This window comes from Vibrio sp. 05-20-BW147, assembly GCF_013369385.1.
Lineage (GTDB): Bacteria > Pseudomonadota > Gammaproteobacteria > Enterobacterales > Vibrionaceae > Vibrio > Vibrio floridensis.
Genome location: NZ_SZTO01000014.1, coordinates 110,673 through 131,587, shown reverse-complemented (window position 1 = coordinate 131,587; position 20,915 = coordinate 110,673). Strand labels below are relative to the sequence as shown.

The window sequence follows — 20,915 nt, the reverse complement described above, 5'->3', positions numbered from 1 at the left end:
TTTTTAAGTGACAAAGTAAAACGCGGGTTTCTTTCTTTACTGCTGACAGAATAAACCTAGTTTCGCCACTTGTGTAATTTGATATTCGCCTTTCAGGTTACGGTAAACAATCGTATTCCATTGGCTTCCATTTTCTAGCTGAAACTCAATCGCGTAGTTGACACCGCTGACTACTTGAGTATGAACCGATGTAATACCTTTCAAGGGCGAGTTGGTGTTCATTTGCTCTAACACAGTATCGACTGCCCGCATCACTTGATGATCGACTTCAATTTTGTGCCAACCTCCAGGCATACTTTCTTGCGAGCTACAGATCGCTTTGCTAGCACGATAACTTGAGGGTTGTTCTTGAGGCTCTTGCTGACATCCTGCCAGTAAAAATAGCGTCGCTGCTGCCATCGCTAATTTTGATTTCATTGGAGGGGATACCTTGTATTGGATTAGGGAGAAATTATAGCCAAGTCTAATGTTGGCCTGTGTACGGAGAGTGTCAGAAAAGTTTGAAATTTAAGAAAAATGGAGCAGCCTCTCTAATAAACCTTGCTAGACTAACTAAGGTAGCGGCACAACAGGTATGACTCAGCAATGCTTAAAAGTTATGGCTTGTGGTTCATCATCATTCTTTGCACCCTTTTCTACTGGGGGGTAAAAGCGCAAACCCATTTATGGTGGGCCGAAAATATATCGGCTTATCCCGCACTGTTTATTGTGCCTATCGCGATTGTCGCATTCATCAGTTTTGGGATGCGTGCGTGGACACCAATGTTGGCATCCATTGGGCTCATTATTTATTTCACGGTCATTGGTGTACCGAAAGGGATGGTTTCGAAAGGGGAGTGCCGAAATAGCATCCGCCTATTTCAGTACAATATGTTGTTCTCTAATCAACATGTCGATCAATTGATCGACTACCTATCAAGGGTGCAACCTGATCTCGTTTTGCTACAAGAAGTCACGGCCCCACACTTAGAGCAGTTGAAAGTGCTAGATGACGTATACCGCTATCGTTTCGGTGGCCAGCCGAAAGTAGGTCTACCGTCGCATCAGCTTATTTTTTCTCGACAGCCTTTATATGGCATGGATGTTTTTTATATCGAAGGCTATCAAAATCTCATCCGAGGCATTTGGCAAGTTGATGAAGAACACCCTGTATTCTTGCTTACCGCCCACCCACCTTCACCTCGCAACAAAGAGATGTGGTTGAAACGCAACACGCTTATTCAGGCTTTAGAACACCAAGCGACACAAAGCCCGACGAAAGATATTTTAATCATGGGCGACATGAATCTTTCTGCGAACAGTGAGCGCTTTGACACGCTTTTTGCTGGAATGCAAACTGCCCCTATTGCAAGTTGGCCAAACTTACCGACATTGACACTGCCGTCATGGCTGCAAATATCCATCGATCACTTATGGCTCAACAGTGATTTTACTATCTGCAAAAGGGAGTCTATCGATGAAGTGACCGGTTCGGATCATCGAGCCATCATGACTTATCTAGACATTCAATAAGAGTGAAGAGCGGAAGAATGTTGAAAAATTCCCCATACTGCACGCGAACCGTACTGAGGCGATGGCAAACTAACCATTTGATTCAAAAAGTTTGTTTTTGTTGTTGACCCAAATAAAAAATCCGCTAAAGTACGCCTCGTTCTCACGGCGAAGGCCGTTGGAACAGATGGTGCTACCATCGCAGTATGCGTTGCCCTGGTGGTGAAATTGGTAGACACAAGGGATTTAAAATCCCTCGACTTTCGAGTCGTGCCGGTTCAAGTCCGGCCCGGGGCACCATCCTAACTCAAACCAGTAATGGTTATCTAAAAGGCGCGTTGGCAGAGGGGCTATGCAGCGGATTGCAAATCCGTGGACCTCGGTTCGACTCCGGGACGCGCCTCCATTCCTCTCTAATGTCATCTTCTATTTTTTTGTTTTCTCACCTCGTTACGTCAACATTTCTTTATAAAAATTCGTTTCTGTTAGACGCAACTATTTGACATTTTACCTCGCTTTTTTACCCTCTATCGAATAGGGTTAGTGCAAATTTTTTAATTGGTAGAAAGCAAGTTATGTCTCGTCGTGTTGCGATTTTCGTTGATGTTCAAAATGTCTATTACACCTGCAAAGAAAAGTACCGCCAAAAGTTTAATTACAACCGATTTTGGCAACTAGCCACCGAGGGTAAAGAGGTCATCTGTGCGAATGCTTATGCCATTGCCAGTAAAGATGCAGGGCAAAGACAGTTTCACCATATTTTGCGCGGCATTGGCTTTGACGTGAAACTCAAACCTTTTATCCAGCGTGGTGATGGCAGCGCAAAAGGTGATTGGGATGTCGGGATCGCGTTGGATGCAATCGAAAAAGCAGCCGAAGTCGATGAAGTCATTTTGCTCTCAGGTGATGGTGATTTCGAAATACTGGTGCAACGCATTCAGCAAAGATTCGGTAAAACCGTCATTGTTTATGGTGTGCCCGGCCTGACCGCGCAAAATTTGCAAGCAGCGGCAGACCACTACATTGAAATCGACCACTCGTTACTACTTCATTGATTAATAAAGCATTGTACGGAATGTAATTTGGATACTCATTCGATTTGGTATTGATCAAAATTTCCTATACAATGCCTTTTACTTTGATAATACGAATTAATATCATCTGGTTTGATGGTCAGTTTAGGTAGATAGAAGTCTATGACAGGATGTAAAGTGGGCGCGGCATTGTTTTTATTGGCGACAAGTAACGTCGCCGTTGGCAGTGACCTTGAACAAGCTCAAAAAATTCAAAGCCGTACTCACGCCGCTGCAGCGAAAAGTCAAACCGTCATTAGTGCCAGTGCGGAACAAAGCCGACTGTTACAGGCAGAGATTGAACTGTTGCAAGAAGAGGTTCGTAATCTTGAGCTTTATCAGCGCCACCTAGACGCGATGATTGCGAATCAAGAGCGAGAGAAGTCTAGTTTCGCAGAACAGATCAAAGAGATTCAAGTGACCCGTCAGGGCATTGTGCCATTAATGTACGATATGCTCGACGCACTCCGTTCGCAAGTCGAACAGGACCTGCCCATCAAAACCCTGCAACGCCAGGATCGAGTGAGCAAATTAGAAAACTTAATGGTGCGTGCAGATGTTGCGGATGCAGAAAAATTTCGCCGTATCCTTGAGGCTTACCAAATTGAAATGGATTACGGCAGCAAGCTGTCTGCCTATCAAGCGCCGATTTTACTGAGTAATGGCAAGCAAATCGAAGTTGAACAACTTCACTTAGGACGTATCTCGTTGATTGCTCGTAACCTAAGTGGCGATAAATTTTGGTATTGGCAGTCATCTGCTCAAGCGTGGCAAGAACTCTCCAATGTTCCCGCATCCGAGATCAATCAAGCTTTTGATGTTGCGAGCCAAAAGGTGGCGCCTTCACTCATTTTGCTGCCGCTTTCTGTTGCTAGAGTGGAGGGCAAATAGATGAAAATGAACACATTACTTTCATTTGTATTGCTACTTACTAGCCAATCCTTTGCCTTCGCAAACACTGACCTCGCGCAACAGGCGAACAAAGAGAACCAGATCCAGCAGAAACAGAACCAAGTTCGAGAGAGAGAGTTTACTGAGGCAGAGAGGGAGCTTTCAGCACTTAAGCAAAAACTTTCAGAACAAAAGCGGCTGCTTGAAGAACAAAATGCGCAGTTGTCCAGCTTATTTAGTGACAATGAGGTGACATTGTCACACCTAGAGGAAGAGCTTCGCGTCGAATCTGGGTCACTTGGTGAGCTGTTTGGCGTAGTACGGCAACATGCAAAAGAGCTGAAAGCGGATTTGAATGAATCGATCACTGCCATAGGTGAGCAAAAAAAAATTGAATCGATTGATAGGATTGTCGCGGCGCAAACGTTGCCGGATATTCATCAGTTAAAAAATCTTTGGTTGGTGATGCAACAACAGGTGTTGGCGAGTGGCCAAGTTACTACGTTGGATGTCGATGTGATCGATCAACAAGGTGAAGCGCAATCAACCCCCGCACTTCGTATTGGTAATTTTGCTCTTCTTACTCACCAAGGGTATGTGCAATGGCATAGTGATAAGCAATTCGCGACACCCTATACCGCGTTACCCAGCCAAACTCCGACGATGAAGCAGTTGACCGAGATGAGCAGCAATACGGCCAATGTGGTTCTGCTTGACCCAACTCGAGGGGTGTTGCTAGAACAGTTTGCTAACGCTCCGACCCTAGGCGAGCGCTTTGCCGCCGGTGGTGCGGTGGGTAAAGTGATTGCAGGACTGTTGTTGATCGGCTTGATTATCGCGTTATATCGTGGCGCGATGCTGTTGGTGACAAAGCGCAAGATCAATGTGCAGTTGAAAGCGCCAGCACAACTAGGTGACAACCCACTTGGTCGTATTCTATCGGTGTACAGTAAAGAGAAACCACGCAGTGTAGAGGCACTAGAGTTGCGCCTGCTAGAAGCGATCGTGGATGAGCAAACTGGTTTAGAGAAAGGATTATCGATGCTCAAGCTATTGGCTGCTTTAGCACCTATGCTTGGGTTATTGGGGACGGTTATTGGCATGATCGAAACATTCCAAGTTATCACTCAATTTGGTAACGGCGATCCGAAAGTAATGGCGAACGGTATTTCGATGGCACTGGTCACCACAGTCTTGGGCTTAGTTGCCGCAATGCCTCTGCTGCTTGCGCATAATGTATTAAGCAGCTTGGCTGAAGAGATTCGCAATACGCTCGAAAAGCAGGGCATTGGCCTCGTCGCGCAACAAGCGGAACGGAAAACGCAAACTGAGTCCTTAACCGTAGAAAAAGTAGGGAATGCGGCGTAACCATGTTGAGTGTCCATTCAGATCTTTTACCTGAGCTGCTGACAAGCAGCGCTTGGTGGAACGCTTTGTATGCTTTCATGCAACAAGGTGGAGAGGTGTTGTGGTGGTTAGCAGGTGTCTTGTTGATCTTTTGGGCGTTGACCTTAGAGAAGATATTTTTTGTTTACCGGGTGTTCCCCACACAAATGTTAGAGACAAAAGCCATGTGGAGCCGCCGTCAGGACCAACGTTCATGGTTTGCATTATCACAGCGTAATGCCTGGATAGATCACGCTCATCAACAACTGTTCCGTAACCTGAGTTTTATTAAAGTTCTCGTCGCCATTTGCCCTATGTTGGGTTTACTTGGCACGGTGACCGGAATGATCTCGGTTTTTGATGTCATGGCCACCCAAGGAAGCAGCAACCCAAAACTGATGGCATCGGGTATTTCGTTAGCGACACTACCCACCATGGCAGGAATGGTGGCCGCCTTAGTGGGTATGTTTGTCCATGCGCGATTACTGAAGCTTTGCCAAAACCGTGAACTGAAGTTGGAGCAGTCATTAAGGAGTCAACAATGAGATTAGGAAAACGCCAAAGCAAGAGTGACGAGGCGCAAATCGATCTCACGTCGATGCTTGATATCGTCTTTATCATGTTGATTTTCTTTATCGTCACCAGTTCTTTTGTTCGAGAGTCGGGCGTTGAAGTCAATCGACCGCAAGCGTCAAATGTTGCTGCGCAAAAAGATGCGGGCATTTTTATCGCCATCACCGCCGCCAATGACATTTACATTGATAAGCGCGTTGTGGATGTAGAGCGTGTACAGGCGAGTATTGAGAGACTTTTGCTTGAACAACCAGAGGCTTCTTTGGTGATTCAAGCAGACGAGTACGCATATAACGGTGTCGTCGTTAAAGTGATGGACGCGGCCAAAGCGGCTGGGGTGAAGAACATCGCACTGGCAGCGGAGAAACCCTAATGCTGCGACTGCTGGTGGTCTTTCCCTTAGCGATTGCAATGGTGATTGCGCTGTTTTCATCGATGGCCTGGATGGTGAACAGTGGCAAGCAGCGAGCGGTGTCAAACAGCACCTCATTAAGCTTCAACATGTTTATGATCGAGCAAGAAAACGAGGTCGCTAGGCGACAACGCAGCGTGCCGCCGCCACCCGATGTTCCACAGCCGCCACAACCAGAAACGCCCAAATTATCGCACACGCCAATGCAGGTGAGTTCAACCCAATTGGAAACCCCTAGCATTGACATGAATTTCAGTGTCAATGGCGTTGTGGTGTCGGTGCCAGCGGTAGTGACAACGCCAACGCAGACGGTGAGCAACTCGAACAAACAACTAATGCCGCTTAGCCGTGTAGAGGCAGTTTATCCGGCGAAGGCGAAAAAGCGACGCATCGAAGGTTATGTCATCGTTAAGTTTGACATTGATGAACAAGGACGGACGAAAAACATTGAGGTGCTCGAAGCAGAGCCAGCACGTTTCTTCGAACGCAGTGCGATGGATGCGATTAAGCGCTGGCGTTACCAGCCACAGATTGTGGATGGACAAGCGCACGTGATCACCGGGTACACCACCAAAATTGAGTTTAAGATGGCACAGTGATGAATAAACGGATTCTAACATTGGTGATCAGCATGCTCCTGTCTCAGCCCATCTTGGCTGGGCAAGCTGCGCTTAACGTCAGTGATTATGCAGCGCGTGCAATGCAACAAGCGCAACAGTTGGCTGATGATAAGAAAGTGGTTGAGGCGATTAAGAGGTTGGAAAGTACAGAGATCTCCCGTGCGGATGATATTGCTGCGCTCAATAAGATGTTGGGTCTCTACTATTGGCAGGAGGAACGGTTTGATGCATCGATTCTATCGTTGGAAAAAGCGCTGAAGGTAAACGCATTTCCCTCCAATGAAGCTTGGTTTACTCGCCGTATGTTGGCGCAGCTTTACTTAACTCAAGGTGAGTTCAAAAAGGCGATACCGCTGCTTCAAACGCTCTTAAATGCAGTGCCCCAGAATGAAAATGAGGCGGAGATCTGGCGTTATCTTGCCCAAGCCCAATACAGCGTTGAGAACTGGCAAGCCACGCTTAAGGCGACTCAAGGTTTTCAGCGTGTACAGAGCAAACCCGACAGCACAATACTATCACTGGCGTTGGCAGCCAATGTGCAACTGGAGCAGTGGAAGTCTGTAGTGCCCATTGCGAAACAGTTGATCTCGCTGCAACCCAACAATAAGAATTGGTGGCTGCAAGCGTACAATGCATATCTGAATTTAAAGCAAGAGAAATCGGCCTTGGATATGCTCGCTTTGGCAGAGCTTCAGGGCATATCGCTCAATGAAAGTGAAATCAAAGCACTTGCTTATCTTTATGCTGGAGAGGGGATCTACCTAAAGGCAGCTCAAACGTTAGCCAGGTTGGATGATGCTCAGCACGATCTTCAGCTACTCAAACTTCAAGCCCAATATTGGCAAACCGCCAAAGAGTGGGAAAGCGCGCTGAGTTATTGGCAGAAGGCGGCTATGCAAGAGCCCAAATATTTATGGGAAGTGGCTATATTGCAAAATGAGCTCAAACGTTACCAGCAAGTCATTGCTTCCCTCGATACAATGCAAAACCCACAACGACAGTTTGACGGGCAGATGCTGAAAATCAACGCGCTCTATCGTCTAGATAGACTTGAAGAAGCCTATCTTCAGGCGAAGAAAGCCGATGCAATCAAGTCAACGCAGCAAACGACAAGTTGGCTTAATTTTTTGTCTCATAAAATGAAAGCCTCTCATAAAGTAGAAGCGTTAGACGAAGAGCAGAAGGGCGGAACGGCAAGTCGCCCCCATTACCAGAAAGAGCGACAAGACAACTCCTAGGTCAATTTGTACATACAAAAAAAGAGCGAATATCAGGTCTGAAGTGATATTCGCTCTTTGTCGTTATGGGTTCTTTGTTTTGCCCTAAAAAGTGGGTTAACCGATGATCATTTGTCCCAATAGGTAGCCCAAACAGCAGGCGGAAATGACACCAATCAGACCCACCGACATAAATGAGTGATTGAAATACCACTTACCGATTTTTGTCGTACCAGTGTTATCGAAGTTAACGGTGGCGATATCAGATGGGTAGTTAGGAATGAAAAAGTAGCCGTAGAGCGCTGGCATCAAACCAATCAAAAGAGCTGGCTCCAAGCCCAAGCCCAAACCAACTGGCAGCATCATACGCGCCACAGCTGCTTGCGAGTTAACAACGACGGATACAATGAACAAGGCAAGAGCAAATGTCCACGGGTAGTTGTTCACCATTTCAACGATACCAGACTTAAACTGTGGCATGGCGTATTGAAAGTAGGTATCTGACATCCAAGCGATACCGAAGATGGCGATGGCTGCCACCATTCCTGATTTAAAGACCACACCGTTGGGTACACTGCGCGGGTCGGTTTTTGTTGAAAGGAGAATAATACCGCCAAAGCAGAGCATCATCATTTGAATAACAACAGCCATACTAATTGGTTTGCTACCCTCAGCGATGATACGCACCTCTGGCACCATAGCGATAACAACGATCGTGATGATAGACAAAATGAACAACAGGACCGAGTTGCGAGCAGCAGGTGGTAGATGTTCATCGAGTGACGTCGCGGTGGTGTTGAGGATCTTTTCGCGCCAAACGGGATCTTTCAATCGCTCTTGATACTCAGGATCATCATCCAACTCTTTGCCACGCTTCATGCTGTAGAGTGACATGAGCAAGGTACCAAATAAGGTCGCAGGCACAGTCACAAGTAATACGGAAAGCAACGTGATGTTGTGGTTAATATCAGAAAGCTGGGCTAGGTAGTAAACAACAGCGGCAGAGATCGGTGAAGCGGTAATGGCGATCTGGGAGGCTACCGACGCGGCCGCCATAGGACGCTCAGGACGAATGCCATTTTTCAGGGCGACATCACCGATGATTGGCATGATGGAATAAACCGCATGGCCAGTACCCAGCATAAACGTCATGGTATAGGTAACAAAAGGCGCAATCAAAGTGACACGCTTTGGATTTTTACGCAGCAATCTTTCAGCTACCTGCAACATGTACTTAAGACCACCAGCGGCTTCCAGTATTGATGCACAAGTAACAACCGCCAAAATGATCAGCATGACAGTCACGGGTGGGGAGGTAGGGGGCATTTTGAAGATAAAAACTTCGACAACCAAACCAATACCAGATACTACCCCTAAACCGATACCACCATACCGAGAGCCGATATAAAGCATCAGTAAGAGGAACAGAAACTCCAAATACAACATATAATTATCCTTAACAAAGTAATGTTGACGCTATTTTCTCTCGTTGCAGAAAAAAAAGAGCTAACCTTGTTCACAGTTCATTTTGCGACAAAATTGACATGTTAATTCTCAGCCATGACTCACACTATTCTAGCGATTGGTAACGGTAAGGTAAGGAGGGTGTTAACGGTGTATTGGCCTATTTGGCGAAAAGAGTTAAGACTGACGGCAAAGCCGTGGGCTTTGAGTTAGCGAGAATATTTTCCATATGTTGTACTAGTGTTATGTTTTTATATTAATAACCCTTAATCATTATTCCCATTGCTTACAGCGTGTATAAAACCCTCTTTTTTAATACGAAATCCTCATAAATAGCGGTAAATTGTTAATTATTGAAACCCATAGATAACATATGGTTAAAATCGTGATGTGCATCCTTTGCTTATTCAATTAAGTGAGTAAGAATCGCATTTTATAAGAATACTCGATGTTGATTTCGCAAATAGAATGGATCTTTTAGATGAAATTAAGTGATTTGTCAGTTAAGTACAAACTTCTCTCGCTTGTTATGGTTGCGGTCTTTTTAATTGCAATTACCTGCCTTTACAATTTGAACGAACAACGGAAATCCTCTCTTGCTGAACGCGAAAGCAAGTTGAGTGCTCAAGTAGAAACGGCCGTCAATCTAATCAACTACTACCGCTCTCAATCCACTCAATTGGGGCAATCAGAGGCTCAATCGAGAGCCATCAATGCCATCAATCAACTTCGTTATGATGGCGACAACTATTTTTGGATCACAAACCCTCAGGTTGTGGTGATTACCCATCCGTTAAAGCCGGAACTAAATGGGAAAAGCGCTAAAGACTTTAAAGATGGTTCCGGGAAATTTCATTGGCGTGAAATGGCTGATGTAACGGCTAAATCGGGACAAGGATTCTTAGACTATCGTTGGAAGAGCCCACAAGGGGAGCTTAAAGACAAGATCTCTTATGTCGCTTCGGTGCCAGAATGGAACTGGATTGTAGGCTCAGGTATCTTAGTGGCCGATATCCAAGAGGCGTTTTACGCGCAAATGTTGAAAGAAACGATGATCGCTTTGGTAATGGCGGCCCTTTTATTGGCGATGGGATACGTTATTTCAAGCAATATCGTTTTGCCACTGAATCGATTGATAGAGAACACCAACCAAATAGCCGATGGCGATTTGCGCGTGCGCTTAAACTTCAACAGAAAAGATGAGCTTGGTGTCATGAGTCGAGAAATCGATCGTATGTTGGAAAAATTGCAGCTGACTCTGTTAACCGCCCATGACGCATCGGAACAAGCGGCACTTATGGCGCAAAATATTGCCCAAGCGAGTGAAGAAGCCGCTACCAGCGTGGGCAGCCAGCATTCGCAACTGGAGCAACTATCGACAGCCATGACCGAAATGAGTACCACCATCGCAGATGTGGCAAACAATGCAGAAAATACTGCGCACACCACGGGTTTGGTTACCGCACATGCAGAGCAAAGTGGCCAGTCGATGAGTAAGACCAGTGAGACGATTTCAAAAGTGTCGCACGAAATCTCTTCAGCGGATCAACTAGTGACAGAGTTAAAATTGGGTGTACAAGAAATTAGTGCCGTCGTGAGCGTGATTCGAGAAGTTTCTGAGCAAACCAATCTGCTTGCCTTGAACGCGGCAATAGAAGCGGCGAGGGCGGGAGAGCAAGGTAGAGGTTTTGCCGTGGTCGCGGATGAAGTGAGAAACCTTGCCTCGCGCACACAACAGTCAACAACCGAAGTACAACAAACCATCGATCGTTTGACAGAAAGAACAGAGCGAACAGTCAAAGCAATGGAACGTAGCAACAGTCAGGTTGAACAGAGTGTTGCCATTACACTGGAGACACAAAAACAGCTTTCGTTGATGGTGACGGAGTTGGTGAAGTCGAACGACATGGTCGCTCAAATCGCCGCCGCATCGGAACAGCAAGGGCTAGTGGCTAACGAAATGACAGAAAATGTTACCGCCATTCACCTTGCCGCAAACGAAGTTATGCAGTCTTCACTCTCGTTAGCGCAAGATAGCCAATCGATGGCTGCTACTGCAGAAATACTTAACGACCAATTAAGGTATTTCAAAGTATGAGACCACGAGAACAAAACCGCTCAATCGAGCGGTTTTATTTTAGGCCCTTGATTTGACTCTTACTCATACTACTTTATTCTGTTGGTCTTTTATCGCATCGTTTCCATTTTTATGCTTCCACTGTTATTTCGTTTTATGTTGAAAATGAGCATCCTCGCGGCATTGTCCTGTAGTTCAATTGCGATGGCTGAAACTTGGTCCGTAATAGGACAACTGACAGGGAATGAATCACCGTTGTCTCAAACGGCAGCTGACCATGATTCAGCAGGGTATCGATGTGAGCAAAATGAACACCAGATCATCTACTGCTATGACAGTGTTCGTTACTATCAAATCACATTTTTCGCTGAGATTGAATTTCACTCTTCCATCACCAAGATAAAACTGGGCGCGCCATACAAGTCCATCATCTGGTCACAGTTGCAATTGAATTTACGAAAAGATCGAATGCAAATGGCAGAAGCCTCTTCTTCAGGTCAGTCATTTTACGTACAAGCACTACTGGTGAACGCGACCAGTCAAGAGGAAGTAAACCTTGTCGATAGGAATCTGATCCTCTTCTTAAATCAACACCGCCTGCATCCACAGCAGCAACGTTGGCTTCCAGTTTCACAATACCACCTCGAACAAACCGATGTGTTGGTGGAGCTCAGCCACGATATGGAATGGATAACCTTAGAGATTACTCTTCTTTTACCTTGAAAGAAGAGCGCAGTATAAATGCCGCCATGCCTTCTTGATCCAAATAGCCATCGGATTTCTTGTGTGCTCTAAGGTACTGATAGCCTGCGACAATCTGTTGCTGGGTTGGCCAATCTTGTTCGTTTAGTCTCCGGCCAGTCACGTATTGATACGCCATTTTATAGGCTTGGTCATCGACCACTTCGGCTTGTCGGTAAAGATAACCACAGCCAGTGGCTAACCATTCCAGAGAGCAGTTTGCTCGCATGGCAATTTGGTTGGCTTTGGAGAGGCTTGGCTCGGTGCCTTTAAGGTATTTGCGAATGAGTGCTTCTGAAAGTTCAACACGACGTGCAAAACCACTGACACTTTCTTCACCAATTAAGTTGGCTAATCTTTGGGCAAAACTCATCAATTCGTACTCCAGTTCGAATTCCAACAGTTTAAGCGTTGAGCCGATGGCAAAACAAGTCTAGGATTTAACGAGTTAAATAAAGGAGAACGCTATGGTAGCGAAAGTTGTAACTGCGCCACAGGGGCCGGAGTTTTCGGAGTTAGTGCAAGGATATTGGCGCTTAGGTGAGTGGAACATGACCCCTCAACAACGCCTAACTTTTCTAAAGCAGCACATCGAAATGGGCATAACAACCGTTGATCACGCGGATATCTATGGGCAGTACGAATGCGAGCGTTTGTTTGGAGAAGCATTAGCGCTAGATAAAAGTGTCCGAAGCGAGATTCAAATCGTCACAAAATGCGATATCAATTTGTGTGGTGTGAAAAATCCACAGAGAAAGGTTAACCATTATGACACCAGTGCTGCACATATCTATCAGTCGGTGAATAATTCACTAGAGCGCCTAGGTGTTGATGAGCTGGATGTGCTACTTATCCATCGTCCTGATGCGCTGATGGATGCGGATGAAGTGGCTGAGGCGTTTGGTGAGCTTCACAAAGTGGGGAAGGTGAAGCACTTTGGTGTATCGAACTTCTCACCGCGTCAGTTTGAACTGCTTCAGTCTCGTTTAGGAAAACCCCTGGTGACCAACCAGGTTGAAATCAATCCGCTGCAATTTGATGTGGTCCATAATGGGACGCTGGATCAACTGCAAATGCAGAGAGTGCGTCCAATGGCTTGGTCTTGTTTGGGTGGTGGGGCGCTGTTTTCCGGGAACAGTGAACAGGCACAGCGCGTTCGAAATGAACTCGAAGCCATTCGTGCAGAAGTTGGAGCACAGAGTATCGACGAAGTCGTTTACGCCTGGGTGAGACGATTACCATCTAAGCCGATTCCAATTATTGGGTCAGGAAAAATTGAACGCGTACAGAGTGCCGTTAACGCATTAAAGTTTGAGCTAAGCCGAGAGCAATGGTATCGAGTCTGGGTTGCATCGAAAGGACATGGTGTGCCATAGAAATCAGAAAATTCAGTGACGGAGTAATCCGTCACTGACGCGTTTTCGTATTAGCAACGGATAGGCTAATGAAGGAGATGAGATGACGATTGGATGTGTCGCCAAATGGTTGGGAGGGAAGTGGGTTTATTTAGCCTTAGTGCTGGTGCTTGCAGGCTGCTCGAACAAATTCATATACACTAACCTAGACTGGGTCGTTTTAGAGTACATCGACGATTACGTCACCTTAGACCGCGACCAAGAAGCGATGCTCGATGAACGGCTTCAGCAATTGCTCTATTGGCATCAAGAGCAAGAACTGCCTCTTTACATTTCCCAGTTAAACACATTAGAGAACATTGATTCCGGGCAGGTAACGGCGCAGTTTGTCGTTTCTCAACGAGAGCTTATCAAGCAGCACACCACAAGATTGGCGACCCAAGTCGCCCCTGATCTCTATGCGCTCATCTTGTCTCTTTCCACTAAGCAAGAAGAGGAACTGTTAAAAAATCTGGCCAAAAAGTATCAAGAGCTCGACAATAAATACGGCAAACTGTCAGAGCTAGAGCGTCGTGAGCGCTATGTAGAACGCATCGAGGAGAGCCTTGAACGATGGATCGGTCGCTTAACGAAACAACAGAAAGCGCTCGTTAAGGGCTGGGTGAATGATCTTCAACTTACCACCCCGCATTGGCGGGAGCATCGCAATAAGATGTTAGCGGAAGTGCGCAAACTCCTAGTTAACAAACATGATAGCCATTACTTGCATGACAACTTGATGCGGTTCTTACTCGAACCTGAGAGCTACTACAGCGTAGAGCTTGGGCAAAAAGTCGCTTTCAATCTCGAACTGGCAAATCAATATATTCCCAAAATTAGCCAAACCATGACCCCCAAACAGTGGCAACATTTTCGCTCAGAAATTCAAGGGTGGCGTAATTTAGCTGTGGAACTTAACACGCAAGTCGCTGAACATTAACATCTCATTTGCGTCGTGAAGTGTCACTATTCTCCGCATCAATCAGCCAAAAACTGATTCAAAGCAAATTCTCATCTCACCAAGTGCGTAAGATAGTTTGGTCGGGTGTGCATATCACGTTGAATTGATGCCTTCATTTTACGCCCGGCGAATCGTGGAGTGGTGTCGCAACCACAAAGATTACATGCACCGCTCTCGTTGGCTAAGAAGAAGAGAATTGCAATGAAACATTTAGTTCAAAGATTTGTTCGCTATGTCACCTTTGACACTCAATCAAACCCGAAAAAGAAATGCTGCCCAAGTACGCCAGGTCAACTTAAGTTCGCTGAGCATTTGAGACAAGAAATGATCGCTCTTGGCTTGAGTGATGTTCAGTTGGATGAACACGGTTATCTCATGGCCAAACTGCCCAGCAATGTCGATTTTCCGGTGCCCGCTATCGGCTTCATCGCGCATATGGACACGGCGCCCGATGCGTCAGGTAAGAACGTCAAACCACAAATCATTGAAGACTACCATGGCGGGGACATTGCGCTTGGTGTGGGTGACGAGGTGCTTTCACCAGTTCAATATCCTGAATTGCATATGTTACATGGTCACAACTTAATTACCACTGATGGCACGACTTTGCTTGGTGCTGACAACAAAGCGGGCATTGCGGAAATTTTATCGGCGATAGAACTACTGATTGAAAGTCCAAACATCCTACATGGTGACATTTGCATTGGATTTACTCCCGATGAAGAGATAGGACGCGGTGCGAACTTGTTTGATGTTGAACGATTTGGTGCGCAATGGGCCTATACCATTGATGGTGGACCACAAGGTGAGTTGGAGTATGAGAACTTTAATGCCTCCAGCGCCGATGTCATCTTCAATGGCGTGAGCGTACACCCTGGTACAGCGAAAGATAAACTGGTGAACGCCATGACATTGGCAACGCAGTTCCATGGCCGAATGCCAGCGGATGAAACGCCTGAAACCACCGAAGGTTACCAAGGTTTCTATCATTTAAAATCAGCAGAAATGGGCGTTTCACGATCTGAGTTGGGTTACATATTACGTGATTTTGAACGTGGAGGTATCGAGCGTCGTAAAGCTTACATGCAGGGGCTGGTTGATGCAATGAACCACAAACTCAAGCATGGTTCAGTCGAGGTTCGCTTTACCGATAGTTATTTCAACATGAAAGAGAAGGTGGAGCCGTTTCCTCATGTGATTGAACTCGCCAAGCATGCAATGGAAGAATGTGATGTCCAACCGATCATCAAGCCCATACGGGGCGGTACAGACGGGGCGCGCTTATCTTTCATGGGGCTGCCATGTCCGAATTTGTTCACGGGTGGGTACAACTTCCACGGAATTCATGAGTTTGCTTCAATTGAGCAGATGGAGAAGTCTGTTGAAGTGATTGTTAAAATAGCCGAACTGACGGCGAAAAAATATTCGTAACTGGCCGTCAGTTGTAACAAAGCCCAGCGTTTGCTGGGCTTTGTCGTTTGGGGCTGCGATACTGAGTATCGTTTTAGCGAACCTCTTTATGATCAATGTCTTGAAGCGGTAACCAGTCCACCTCAACACCCGCTTGATCAAACATATCTTGGCTAACGGCTATCTTGTCACCCCAGCGAGAAAGAAAATCTTCAGATTGTTCTGGGCAATGCACTCTAGCAATGCCGGTTTGAATAATTTTCGCAGCACAATTCGGGCATGGAAAATGAGTAACCCAGATATCACAACCATCTAAATCGCGCTTAGAAAACAAAATCGCATTCTCTTCGGCGTGCAGTGTTTTGAGATACTTAAGCTCCCGTTCATCGGTCTCAACACTGTCAGAAACGCCGTGCGGGTATCCATTGAAACCCACAGAAACGATTCGGTTTTGTTTTGTGATAACGGCGCCCACTTGGGTAGATGGATCTTTACTCCACGATGCAACCAGTTCAGCCATTTGGTAAAAGCGTTTTGCCCATTTAGAAATCATTTTTCATCCACTCTGAATTAGGATCTTGCATGAATGATAACGCATTTTGTTTAAAAACATAGATGTGACGGTGGATATCCTTAGTTTTACCTATGGTTCTTGGGCCGCTGATAACGATTAAGCTAAGAAGGACAATATTTCAAACTGGAAAAACCATTACACAAACTCAACATCTACGCTCAGTTTCTAACGATGCTTTCTCTCCGTTGCATACCCTTACACTTTGAAACAGTTTCGTTTTTTTATCTGATAGTGTTCGGACAATTCACAGTTCAAGCTTGCGTATTTTAAAGAAAATTCCTTTATATTTGCATGGTAAATGTATGAAATTAAAACCAATTGTCGGGGTTATGGTGGCGTCAGCTTTACTTTCGGGGTGCGGTGATAAAACCCAGCAGCAACGATTGTTACAAGCACCGTTAGTGGTCACACAAAGTGTCGTAACTCTGGATTATCAACCGAGCAACGCTTATATCGGCCGAGTGGAAGCGGTGGAAGATACCAATATTACGGCGCAAGTTTCTGGTTATCTCCAAGCGCGTCATTTTGAAGAAGGCCAGTTGGTTGAAAAAGGGGCACTTTTATACACAATTGAACCATCCTCATTTGAAGCACAGGTTGCAAGTGCCAAAGCATCTTTGGCTCAAGCAAAAGCAGCGCTGAAAAAAGCAGAGTTAGATCATCAACGCGGTAAAAACCTTTTGCCAAAAGGCAGTATCTCTCAATCTGAGTTTGATGCGTTAACTGCGAACCTGCTAGGTGCTCAGGCGCAATTGGAAGCAGCTAATGCCCAGTTGAAACTGGCGGACGTTAACCTGTCTTATACTCAAATTCGCGCGCCGTTTTCGGGAAGGATCAGTGACAGCAAAGTCAGCACAGGTGATCTGGTTTCTCCTTCCTCGGGCATCCTGACCACGTTGGTGAGCCTTGATCCCATCCACACTGCATTTAGCGTCAGTGAACGTGAACGTTTAGCACTTGGTATGGAAAGAATCAAAGGTGATGGCTCGGCACAATCGTCCGCGGTGGAAGTGCAACTCGTGTTAGAAAATGGTGCGTTATACAACCACCTAGGTCGATTAGATTTTCTTGGCAATCGAATCGATACCCAAACAGGCACCATCGCATTACGCGCAGTGGTTGACAATCCAGATCATCAGCTGCTTCCTGGTCAGCACATAAAAGTCACTTTGCGTGATAAGCAAAGCAAGCAAGTGGTCGTAGTGCCACGTCGTGCGGTGCAAACCGATTTAGAAGGCAACTTTGTCATGCTTATGCTTGAAGGGGAGGTCGCCGAACGTCGAAATGTGACACTGGGTGCGCAAGTGGAGCAAGGCGTGATTATTGGTGAAGGATTGAACCAAGGTGATGTTGTGATTACTCAGGGATTACAACGTGTCAGAAACGGAATGGCTGTACGTGTTCAAACGCCTGAAGAAAACAATGGTTAAGGTTGCGTTATGTTAAGTCGTTTCTTTATTCAGAGACCCAAATTTGCGCTGGTTATTTCAATCATCCTGACACTAGCCGGAGCAATCGCGTTGGCGATTTTACCCGTCGCTGAGTATCCAAAAATCAGTCCACCTTCAGTGAGTGTCACCGCTTATTATACGGGTGCAAGCGCTGAAGTGGTTGAACAGGCGATTGCTGATCCGATAGAGACATCGGTGAATGGTGTTGAGAACATGATCTATATGTCCTCGAAAAGCGCCAATGATGGTTCATACAGTCTCAATGTGACTTTTGATGTCGGTACCGATCCAGATATGGCACAGGTGAACGTACAAAACCGAGTTGCACAGGTTGAGTCAAAACTTCCTCAGGAAGTACGTATGGTCGGTGTAACGGTGAAAAAGCGCTCACCAGATCTGCTGATGGTACTCAACTTCTATTCGCCAGATGGCAAGTATGATGACCAGTTTTTGATCAACTACATTAACTTAAATGTCAAAGATCAACTCGCTCGCGTGACGGGCATCAGCGAAGTGAATGTGATTGGTGGTGGCGAATATGCAATGCGTGTTTGGTTAGACCCTGAGAAAATGGCCACCCTGAAACTGACCACATCAGACGTGTATGCCGCCCTAAGCCAGCAAAACGTGCAAGTGGCTGCTGGCCGCGTGGGGGCTGCGCCGTACAACAACCCGCAAGAAGTGCAGTTCAACCTAGTCACAAAAGGGCGCTTAGAGAGTGTTAGTGAGTTTGAAAACGTTGTATTACGTGCGAATTCTGATGGTTCAAGCGTATATTTGAAAGACGTTGCGCGAGTTGAGCTTGGTAAAAAATTCTACGATGGAAATGGTAAGTTCCGTGGGCGTGATGCATCGATTGTCGCACTGTCGTTACAGTCTGATGCCAACGCATTGGAAAGTGGCAAGGCGGTAATGGATCTACTCGAACGTTTAAGTACCAACTTTCCTCAAGGAATGGCTTATGAAACCAGTTATGACACGACTGTGTTTGTCGCCGAGTCAATCAAAGGCGTCGTTAAAACGCTAATTGAAGCAATTTTGCTGGTTATTGCCGTCACTTACCTGTTTTTAGGTAGTGCGCGTGCGACCTTAATTCCAGTGGTTGCGATCCCTGTTTCGCTCATCGGTACCTTTGCCGTGATGCTTGCAACCGGTTTTACCATCAATACCGTGACGTTATTTGGTTTGATTTTGGCAATCGGCATTGTGGTGGATGATGCGATTCTAGTAATTGAAAATGTCGATACGACGATGGCGAAAGACCCTACCATTTCGCCACGCAAAGCGACATTGATGGCGATGAAAGAGGTGACAGGACCGATTATCACGTCAACACTGGTTCTTTTGGCGGTGTTCTTGCCGGTCGCGATGTTGCCGGGGATTACCGGAATTATGTATCGCCAGTTCGCTCTCACCATTTGTATCTCAGTCGTCATTTCTTCTATCAATGCCCTAACGCTTGCGCCAGCACTTTGTTCGTTAGTGCTGAAACAAGGCGGTGAGAATACCGCGAACTGGTTCAAAGCTTTCAACCGTGGCTTAGAGCGAGTCACTTACAGATATGGGCAAATAGCAGGATATTTGGTGAAAAAGTCGCTTTTGTTGGTGGCCTTTTTCATGGTGGCGGTGGCCGCAGTGGCACTTTTTGCCAAAACTACTTCTACGGCTTTTGTGCCTCAAGAAGACAAAGGTATCTTGCTGGTTAACGTCCAACTCCCAGACTCTGCATCGTTGTCGCGTACTCAAGAGGTAACGGATTCTCTGTTGAACATGGTAGAGCAAGAGCCAGGAGTTGATGGCGTAACGGTTGCTAATGGCTTCTCGTTTATGACCGGTGCCGCGGCATCCAATGGCGCTTCGATATTTATCAAACTGCATGACTGGGAAAAAAGAAACGCACTCGACGGAAATCACTCAGCCAATGCCATTGCTCAGCGCATAAATGGGCGAGCGGCGACAGAGCTGCCACACGCGGTCGTTTTTGCCATGGGGCCGCCAGCAGTGCCGGGAATGGGCGCGGCATCTGGATTTGAGTTTGTACTGGAAGACACCTTGGGCCGAAGTCGTACTGACTTGGCGATGGTCATGGGTGAAATGATTCAAGCTGCGAATCAAGCGCCTGAAATTGCTTATACCTTCAGTACATTCCGAGCGAACGTGCCACATTACTATGTGGATATCGACCGTGAAAAAGCACAACAATTGGGGATCCCACTGTCGTCGATTTTCCAAACGCTACAAGGTAACTTGGGGTCTATGTATGTCAACGACTTCACAATGTTTGGTAAAAACTTCCGTGTAACTATGCAAGCAGATAGCCAACATCGCAGCAGTATGGAAGATCTGTCTCGTTTCCATGTGAGAAGCGCGTCGGGTGAGATGATCCCACTCAGTACGTTACTGAGTTATCAACAAGTGTTTGAACCCGATGTCGCATGGCGTTACAACATGTACCGTAGCGCGATTATACAAGGGCAACCTGCACCTGGTTATTCCAGTGGTGATGCCATCGCCGCAATGGAGCGTATCGCCTCTGACTTGCTTCCTCAGGGTTACACTTATGAATGGACAGGAATGGCATACCAAGAAGTGCTAGCTGGCAACCAAGCAATATACGCATTTGCGTTGGCGCTTATCTTTATCTACCTTTTCATGGTGGCTCAATACGAAAGTTGGAGTATCCCGTTAGCGATTATTCTTGTTGTACCGGTGGCAACCTTAGGCTCATTCTTAGCCTTGAACATGACGGGAACACCACTGAACCTCTACGCACAGATAGGACTAGTGTTGCTGATTGCACTTGCGGCCAAGAACGCGATTTTGATCGTGGAATTTGCCAAACAAGAGCGTGAAGATAAAGAAGTGGAGATTGATCAAGCTGCTGTAGAAGGGGGTAAGTTACGATTCCGCGCAGTGAACATGACGTCATGGTCGTTCATCTTAGGCATCTTCCCGCTGATTTTTGCATCAGGGGCAGGTCACGTAAGCCAAAACTCTTTAGGTGTATCCTTAGTGGGTGGGCTGTTGTGCGTGCTGCTTGCAGGAACCTTCCTCATACCTGGCTTCTACGCCATGGTTCAGCGTAAGAGAGAAAAAATTCACGGTGGAAGCACAAAGCTCGTTCCTCTCGATGATGAGTAGTTTGAGCGGTCGTGATGCGTTCTAAGTGAGTAAAAAAAT

At 46.3% G+C, this 20,915-nt stretch carries 19 protein-coding genes and 2 tRNA genes; 17 read left to right on the top strand and 4 right to left on the bottom strand.

From position 1 onward, the window contains the following. Nucleotides 1-36: 36 nt before the first annotated feature. Nucleotides 37-417 carry a cystatin domain-containing protein gene (locus tag FC652_RS14185; RefSeq protein ID WP_176299111.1) on the bottom strand — a complete coding sequence of 127 codons (381 nt, stop codon included), beginning with the start codon at nt 415-417 and terminating at the stop codon, nt 37-39. A 168-nt stretch (nt 418-585) separates the two neighbouring features. Between FC652_RS14185 and FC652_RS14180 the strand changes: the two genes are divergently transcribed. The 10 genes from FC652_RS14180 (at nt 586) to FC652_RS14135 (ending at nt 7,684) form a co-directional block, all read left to right on the top strand. Then, nucleotides 586-1,512 carry an endonuclease/exonuclease/phosphatase family protein gene (locus tag FC652_RS14180; RefSeq protein WP_176299110.1) on the top strand — a complete coding sequence of 309 codons (927 nt, stop codon included), beginning with the start codon at nt 586-588 and terminating at the stop codon, nt 1,510-1,512. Nucleotides 1,513-1,704: 192 nt separating this feature from the next. Then, nucleotides 1,705-1,791: transfer RNA gene (locus tag FC652_RS14175), tRNA-Leu, on the top strand. A gap of 32 nt (nt 1,792-1,823) precedes the next feature. Beyond that, nucleotides 1,824-1,897: transfer RNA gene (locus FC652_RS14170), tRNA-Cys, on the top strand. Between the two features lie 169 nt (nt 1,898-2,066). Continuing rightward, nucleotides 2,067-2,546, top strand: a complete 480-nt coding sequence (locus tag FC652_RS14165) for an NYN domain-containing protein (protein ID WP_176299109.1) — start codon at nt 2,067-2,069, stop codon at nt 2,544-2,546. A gap of 141 nt (nt 2,547-2,687) precedes the next feature. Continuing rightward, nucleotides 2,688-3,455, top strand: coding sequence for a DUF3450 domain-containing protein (locus FC652_RS14160; RefSeq protein WP_176299108.1), 768 nt, complete (start codon nt 2,688-2,690; stop codon nt 3,453-3,455). Then, entirely contained in the window at nt 3,456-4,823 is a 1,368-nt protein-coding gene (locus FC652_RS14155; RefSeq protein ID WP_176299107.1) for a MotA/TolQ/ExbB proton channel family protein, read from the top strand. Nucleotides 4,824-4,825: 2 nt separating this feature from the next. Continuing rightward, the gene (locus tag FC652_RS14150) at nt 4,826-5,386 is read left to right on the top strand and encodes a MotA/TolQ/ExbB proton channel family protein (protein WP_176299106.1); all 561 of its coding nucleotides are present in this window, start codon (nt 4,826-4,828) and stop codon (nt 5,384-5,386) included. Beyond that, entirely contained in the window at nt 5,383-5,787 is a 405-nt protein-coding gene (locus FC652_RS14145) for a biopolymer transporter ExbD (protein ID WP_176299105.1), read from the top strand. Before FC652_RS14150 ends, FC652_RS14145 begins: the two co-directional genes overlap by 4 nt. Next, nucleotides 5,787-6,425 (top strand): TonB family protein, encoded by a 639-nt coding sequence (locus FC652_RS14140; RefSeq protein WP_176299104.1) that lies wholly within the window; start codon nt 5,787-5,789, stop codon nt 6,423-6,425. The genes FC652_RS14145 and FC652_RS14140 overlap by 1 nt, the downstream gene beginning before the upstream one ends. Then, nucleotides 6,425-7,684, top strand: a complete 1,260-nt coding sequence (locus FC652_RS14135; protein WP_176299103.1) for a lipopolysaccharide assembly protein LapB — start codon at nt 6,425-6,427, stop codon at nt 7,682-7,684. The genes FC652_RS14140 and FC652_RS14135 overlap by 1 nt, the downstream gene beginning before the upstream one ends. A gap of 96 nt (nt 7,685-7,780) precedes the next feature. On the opposite strand, the gene FC652_RS14130 is transcribed toward FC652_RS14135, so the two are convergent. Continuing rightward, a complete protein-coding gene (locus tag FC652_RS14130; protein ID WP_176299102.1) occupies nt 7,781-9,109 on the bottom strand; it encodes an anaerobic C4-dicarboxylate transporter in 1,329 nt (442 codons plus the stop codon). 499 nt (nt 9,110-9,608) lie between these two features. Here FC652_RS14130 and FC652_RS14125 point away from each other — a divergent pair, with 499 nt between their 5' ends. Beyond that, nucleotides 9,609-11,225, top strand: coding sequence for a methyl-accepting chemotaxis protein (locus FC652_RS14125; protein ID WP_176299101.1), 1,617 nt, complete (start codon nt 9,609-9,611; stop codon nt 11,223-11,225). A gap of 183 nt (nt 11,226-11,408) precedes the next feature. After that, on the top strand, nt 11,409-11,927 hold the full coding sequence (locus tag FC652_RS14120) for a hypothetical protein (RefSeq protein WP_176299100.1): 519 nt from the start codon (nt 11,409-11,411) through the stop codon (nt 11,925-11,927). Here FC652_RS14120 and FC652_RS14115 read toward each other — a convergent pair. Next, a complete protein-coding gene (locus tag FC652_RS14115) occupies nt 11,908-12,318 on the bottom strand; it encodes an XRE family transcriptional regulator (RefSeq protein WP_176299099.1) in 411 nt (136 codons plus the stop codon). The genes FC652_RS14120 and FC652_RS14115 overlap by 20 nt on opposite strands. 94 nt (nt 12,319-12,412) lie before the next feature. Between FC652_RS14115 and FC652_RS14110 the strand changes: the two genes are divergently transcribed. From FC652_RS14110 to pepT, 3 genes are all read left to right on the top strand, one after another. Next, a complete protein-coding gene (locus FC652_RS14110; RefSeq protein ID WP_176299098.1) occupies nt 12,413-13,321 on the top strand; it encodes an aldo/keto reductase family oxidoreductase in 909 nt (302 codons plus the stop codon). Between the two features lie 82 nt (nt 13,322-13,403). After that, the gene (locus FC652_RS14105) at nt 13,404-14,279 is read left to right on the top strand and encodes a DUF6279 family lipoprotein (RefSeq protein ID WP_255199169.1); all 876 of its coding nucleotides are present in this window, start codon (nt 13,404-13,406) and stop codon (nt 14,277-14,279) included. Nucleotides 14,280-14,501: 222 nt separating this feature from the next. Beyond that, on the top strand, nt 14,502-15,731 hold the full coding sequence (pepT, locus tag FC652_RS14100) for a peptidase T (RefSeq protein ID WP_176299097.1): 1,230 nt from the start codon (nt 14,502-14,504) through the stop codon (nt 15,729-15,731). Between the two features lie 73 nt (nt 15,732-15,804). On the opposite strand, the gene FC652_RS14095 is transcribed toward pepT, so the two are convergent. After that, nucleotides 15,805-16,263: a dCMP deaminase family protein gene (locus tag FC652_RS14095; RefSeq protein ID WP_176299096.1), complete on the bottom strand. Its 459-nt coding sequence runs from the start codon at nt 16,261-16,263 to the stop codon at nt 15,805-15,807. Between the two features lie 323 nt (nt 16,264-16,586). On the opposite strand from FC652_RS14095, the gene FC652_RS14090 reads away from it, so the two are divergent. Both FC652_RS14090 and vmeZ read left to right on the top strand, forming a co-directional pair. Next, entirely contained in the window at nt 16,587-17,714 is a 1,128-nt protein-coding gene (locus FC652_RS14090; protein WP_176299095.1) for an efflux RND transporter periplasmic adaptor subunit, read from the top strand. Between the two features lie 9 nt (nt 17,715-17,723). Next, nucleotides 17,724-20,876 carry a multidrug efflux RND transporter permease subunit VmeZ gene (gene vmeZ / locus FC652_RS14085; RefSeq protein WP_176299094.1) on the top strand — a complete coding sequence of 1,051 codons (3,153 nt, stop codon included), beginning with the start codon at nt 17,724-17,726 and terminating at the stop codon, nt 20,874-20,876. Nucleotides 20,877-20,915 lie beyond the last annotated feature (39 nt).

Bases quoted from the DNA above. Each gene is read 5' to 3' on its own strand.
- FC652_RS14185 (WP_176299111.1), bottom strand. From the start codon at position 417: ATGAAATCAAAATTAGCGATGGCAGCAGCGACGCTATTTTTACTGGCA.
- FC652_RS14180 (WP_176299110.1), top strand. From the start codon at position 586: ATGCTTAAAAGTTATGGCTTGTGGTTCATCATCATTCTTTGCACCCTT.
- FC652_RS14165 (WP_176299109.1), top strand. From the start codon at position 2,067: ATGTCTCGTCGTGTTGCGATTTTCGTTGATGTTCAAAATGTCTATTAC.
- FC652_RS14160 (WP_176299108.1), top strand. From the start codon at position 2,688: ATGACAGGATGTAAAGTGGGCGCGGCATTGTTTTTATTGGCGACAAGT.
- FC652_RS14155 (WP_176299107.1), top strand. From the start codon at position 3,456: ATGAAAATGAACACATTACTTTCATTTGTATTGCTACTTACTAGCCAA.
- FC652_RS14150 (WP_176299106.1), top strand. From the start codon at position 4,826: ATGTTGAGTGTCCATTCAGATCTTTTACCTGAGCTGCTGACAAGCAGC.
- FC652_RS14145 (WP_176299105.1), top strand. From the start codon at position 5,383: ATGAGATTAGGAAAACGCCAAAGCAAGAGTGACGAGGCGCAAATCGAT.
- FC652_RS14140 (WP_176299104.1), top strand. From the start codon at position 5,787: ATGCTGCGACTGCTGGTGGTCTTTCCCTTAGCGATTGCAATGGTGATT.
- FC652_RS14135 (WP_176299103.1), top strand. From the start codon at position 6,425: ATGAATAAACGGATTCTAACATTGGTGATCAGCATGCTCCTGTCTCAG.
- FC652_RS14130 (WP_176299102.1), bottom strand. From the start codon at position 9,109: ATGTTGTATTTGGAGTTTCTGTTCCTCTTACTGATGCTTTATATCGGC.
- FC652_RS14125 (WP_176299101.1), top strand. From the start codon at position 9,609: ATGAAATTAAGTGATTTGTCAGTTAAGTACAAACTTCTCTCGCTTGTT.
- FC652_RS14120 (WP_176299100.1), top strand. From the start codon at position 11,409: ATGGCTGAAACTTGGTCCGTAATAGGACAACTGACAGGGAATGAATCA.
- FC652_RS14115 (WP_176299099.1), bottom strand. From the start codon at position 12,318: ATGAGTTTTGCCCAAAGATTAGCCAACTTAATTGGTGAAGAAAGTGTC.
- FC652_RS14110 (WP_176299098.1), top strand. From the start codon at position 12,413: ATGGTAGCGAAAGTTGTAACTGCGCCACAGGGGCCGGAGTTTTCGGAG.
- FC652_RS14105 (WP_255199169.1), top strand. From the start codon at position 13,404: ATGACGATTGGATGTGTCGCCAAATGGTTGGGAGGGAAGTGGGTTTAT.
- pepT (WP_176299097.1), top strand. From the start codon at position 14,502: ATGAAACATTTAGTTCAAAGATTTGTTCGCTATGTCACCTTTGACACT.
- FC652_RS14095 (WP_176299096.1), bottom strand. From the start codon at position 16,263: ATGATTTCTAAATGGGCAAAACGCTTTTACCAAATGGCTGAACTGGTT.
- FC652_RS14090 (WP_176299095.1), top strand. From the start codon at position 16,587: ATGAAATTAAAACCAATTGTCGGGGTTATGGTGGCGTCAGCTTTACTT.
- vmeZ (WP_176299094.1), top strand. From the start codon at position 17,724: ATGTTAAGTCGTTTCTTTATTCAGAGACCCAAATTTGCGCTGGTTATT.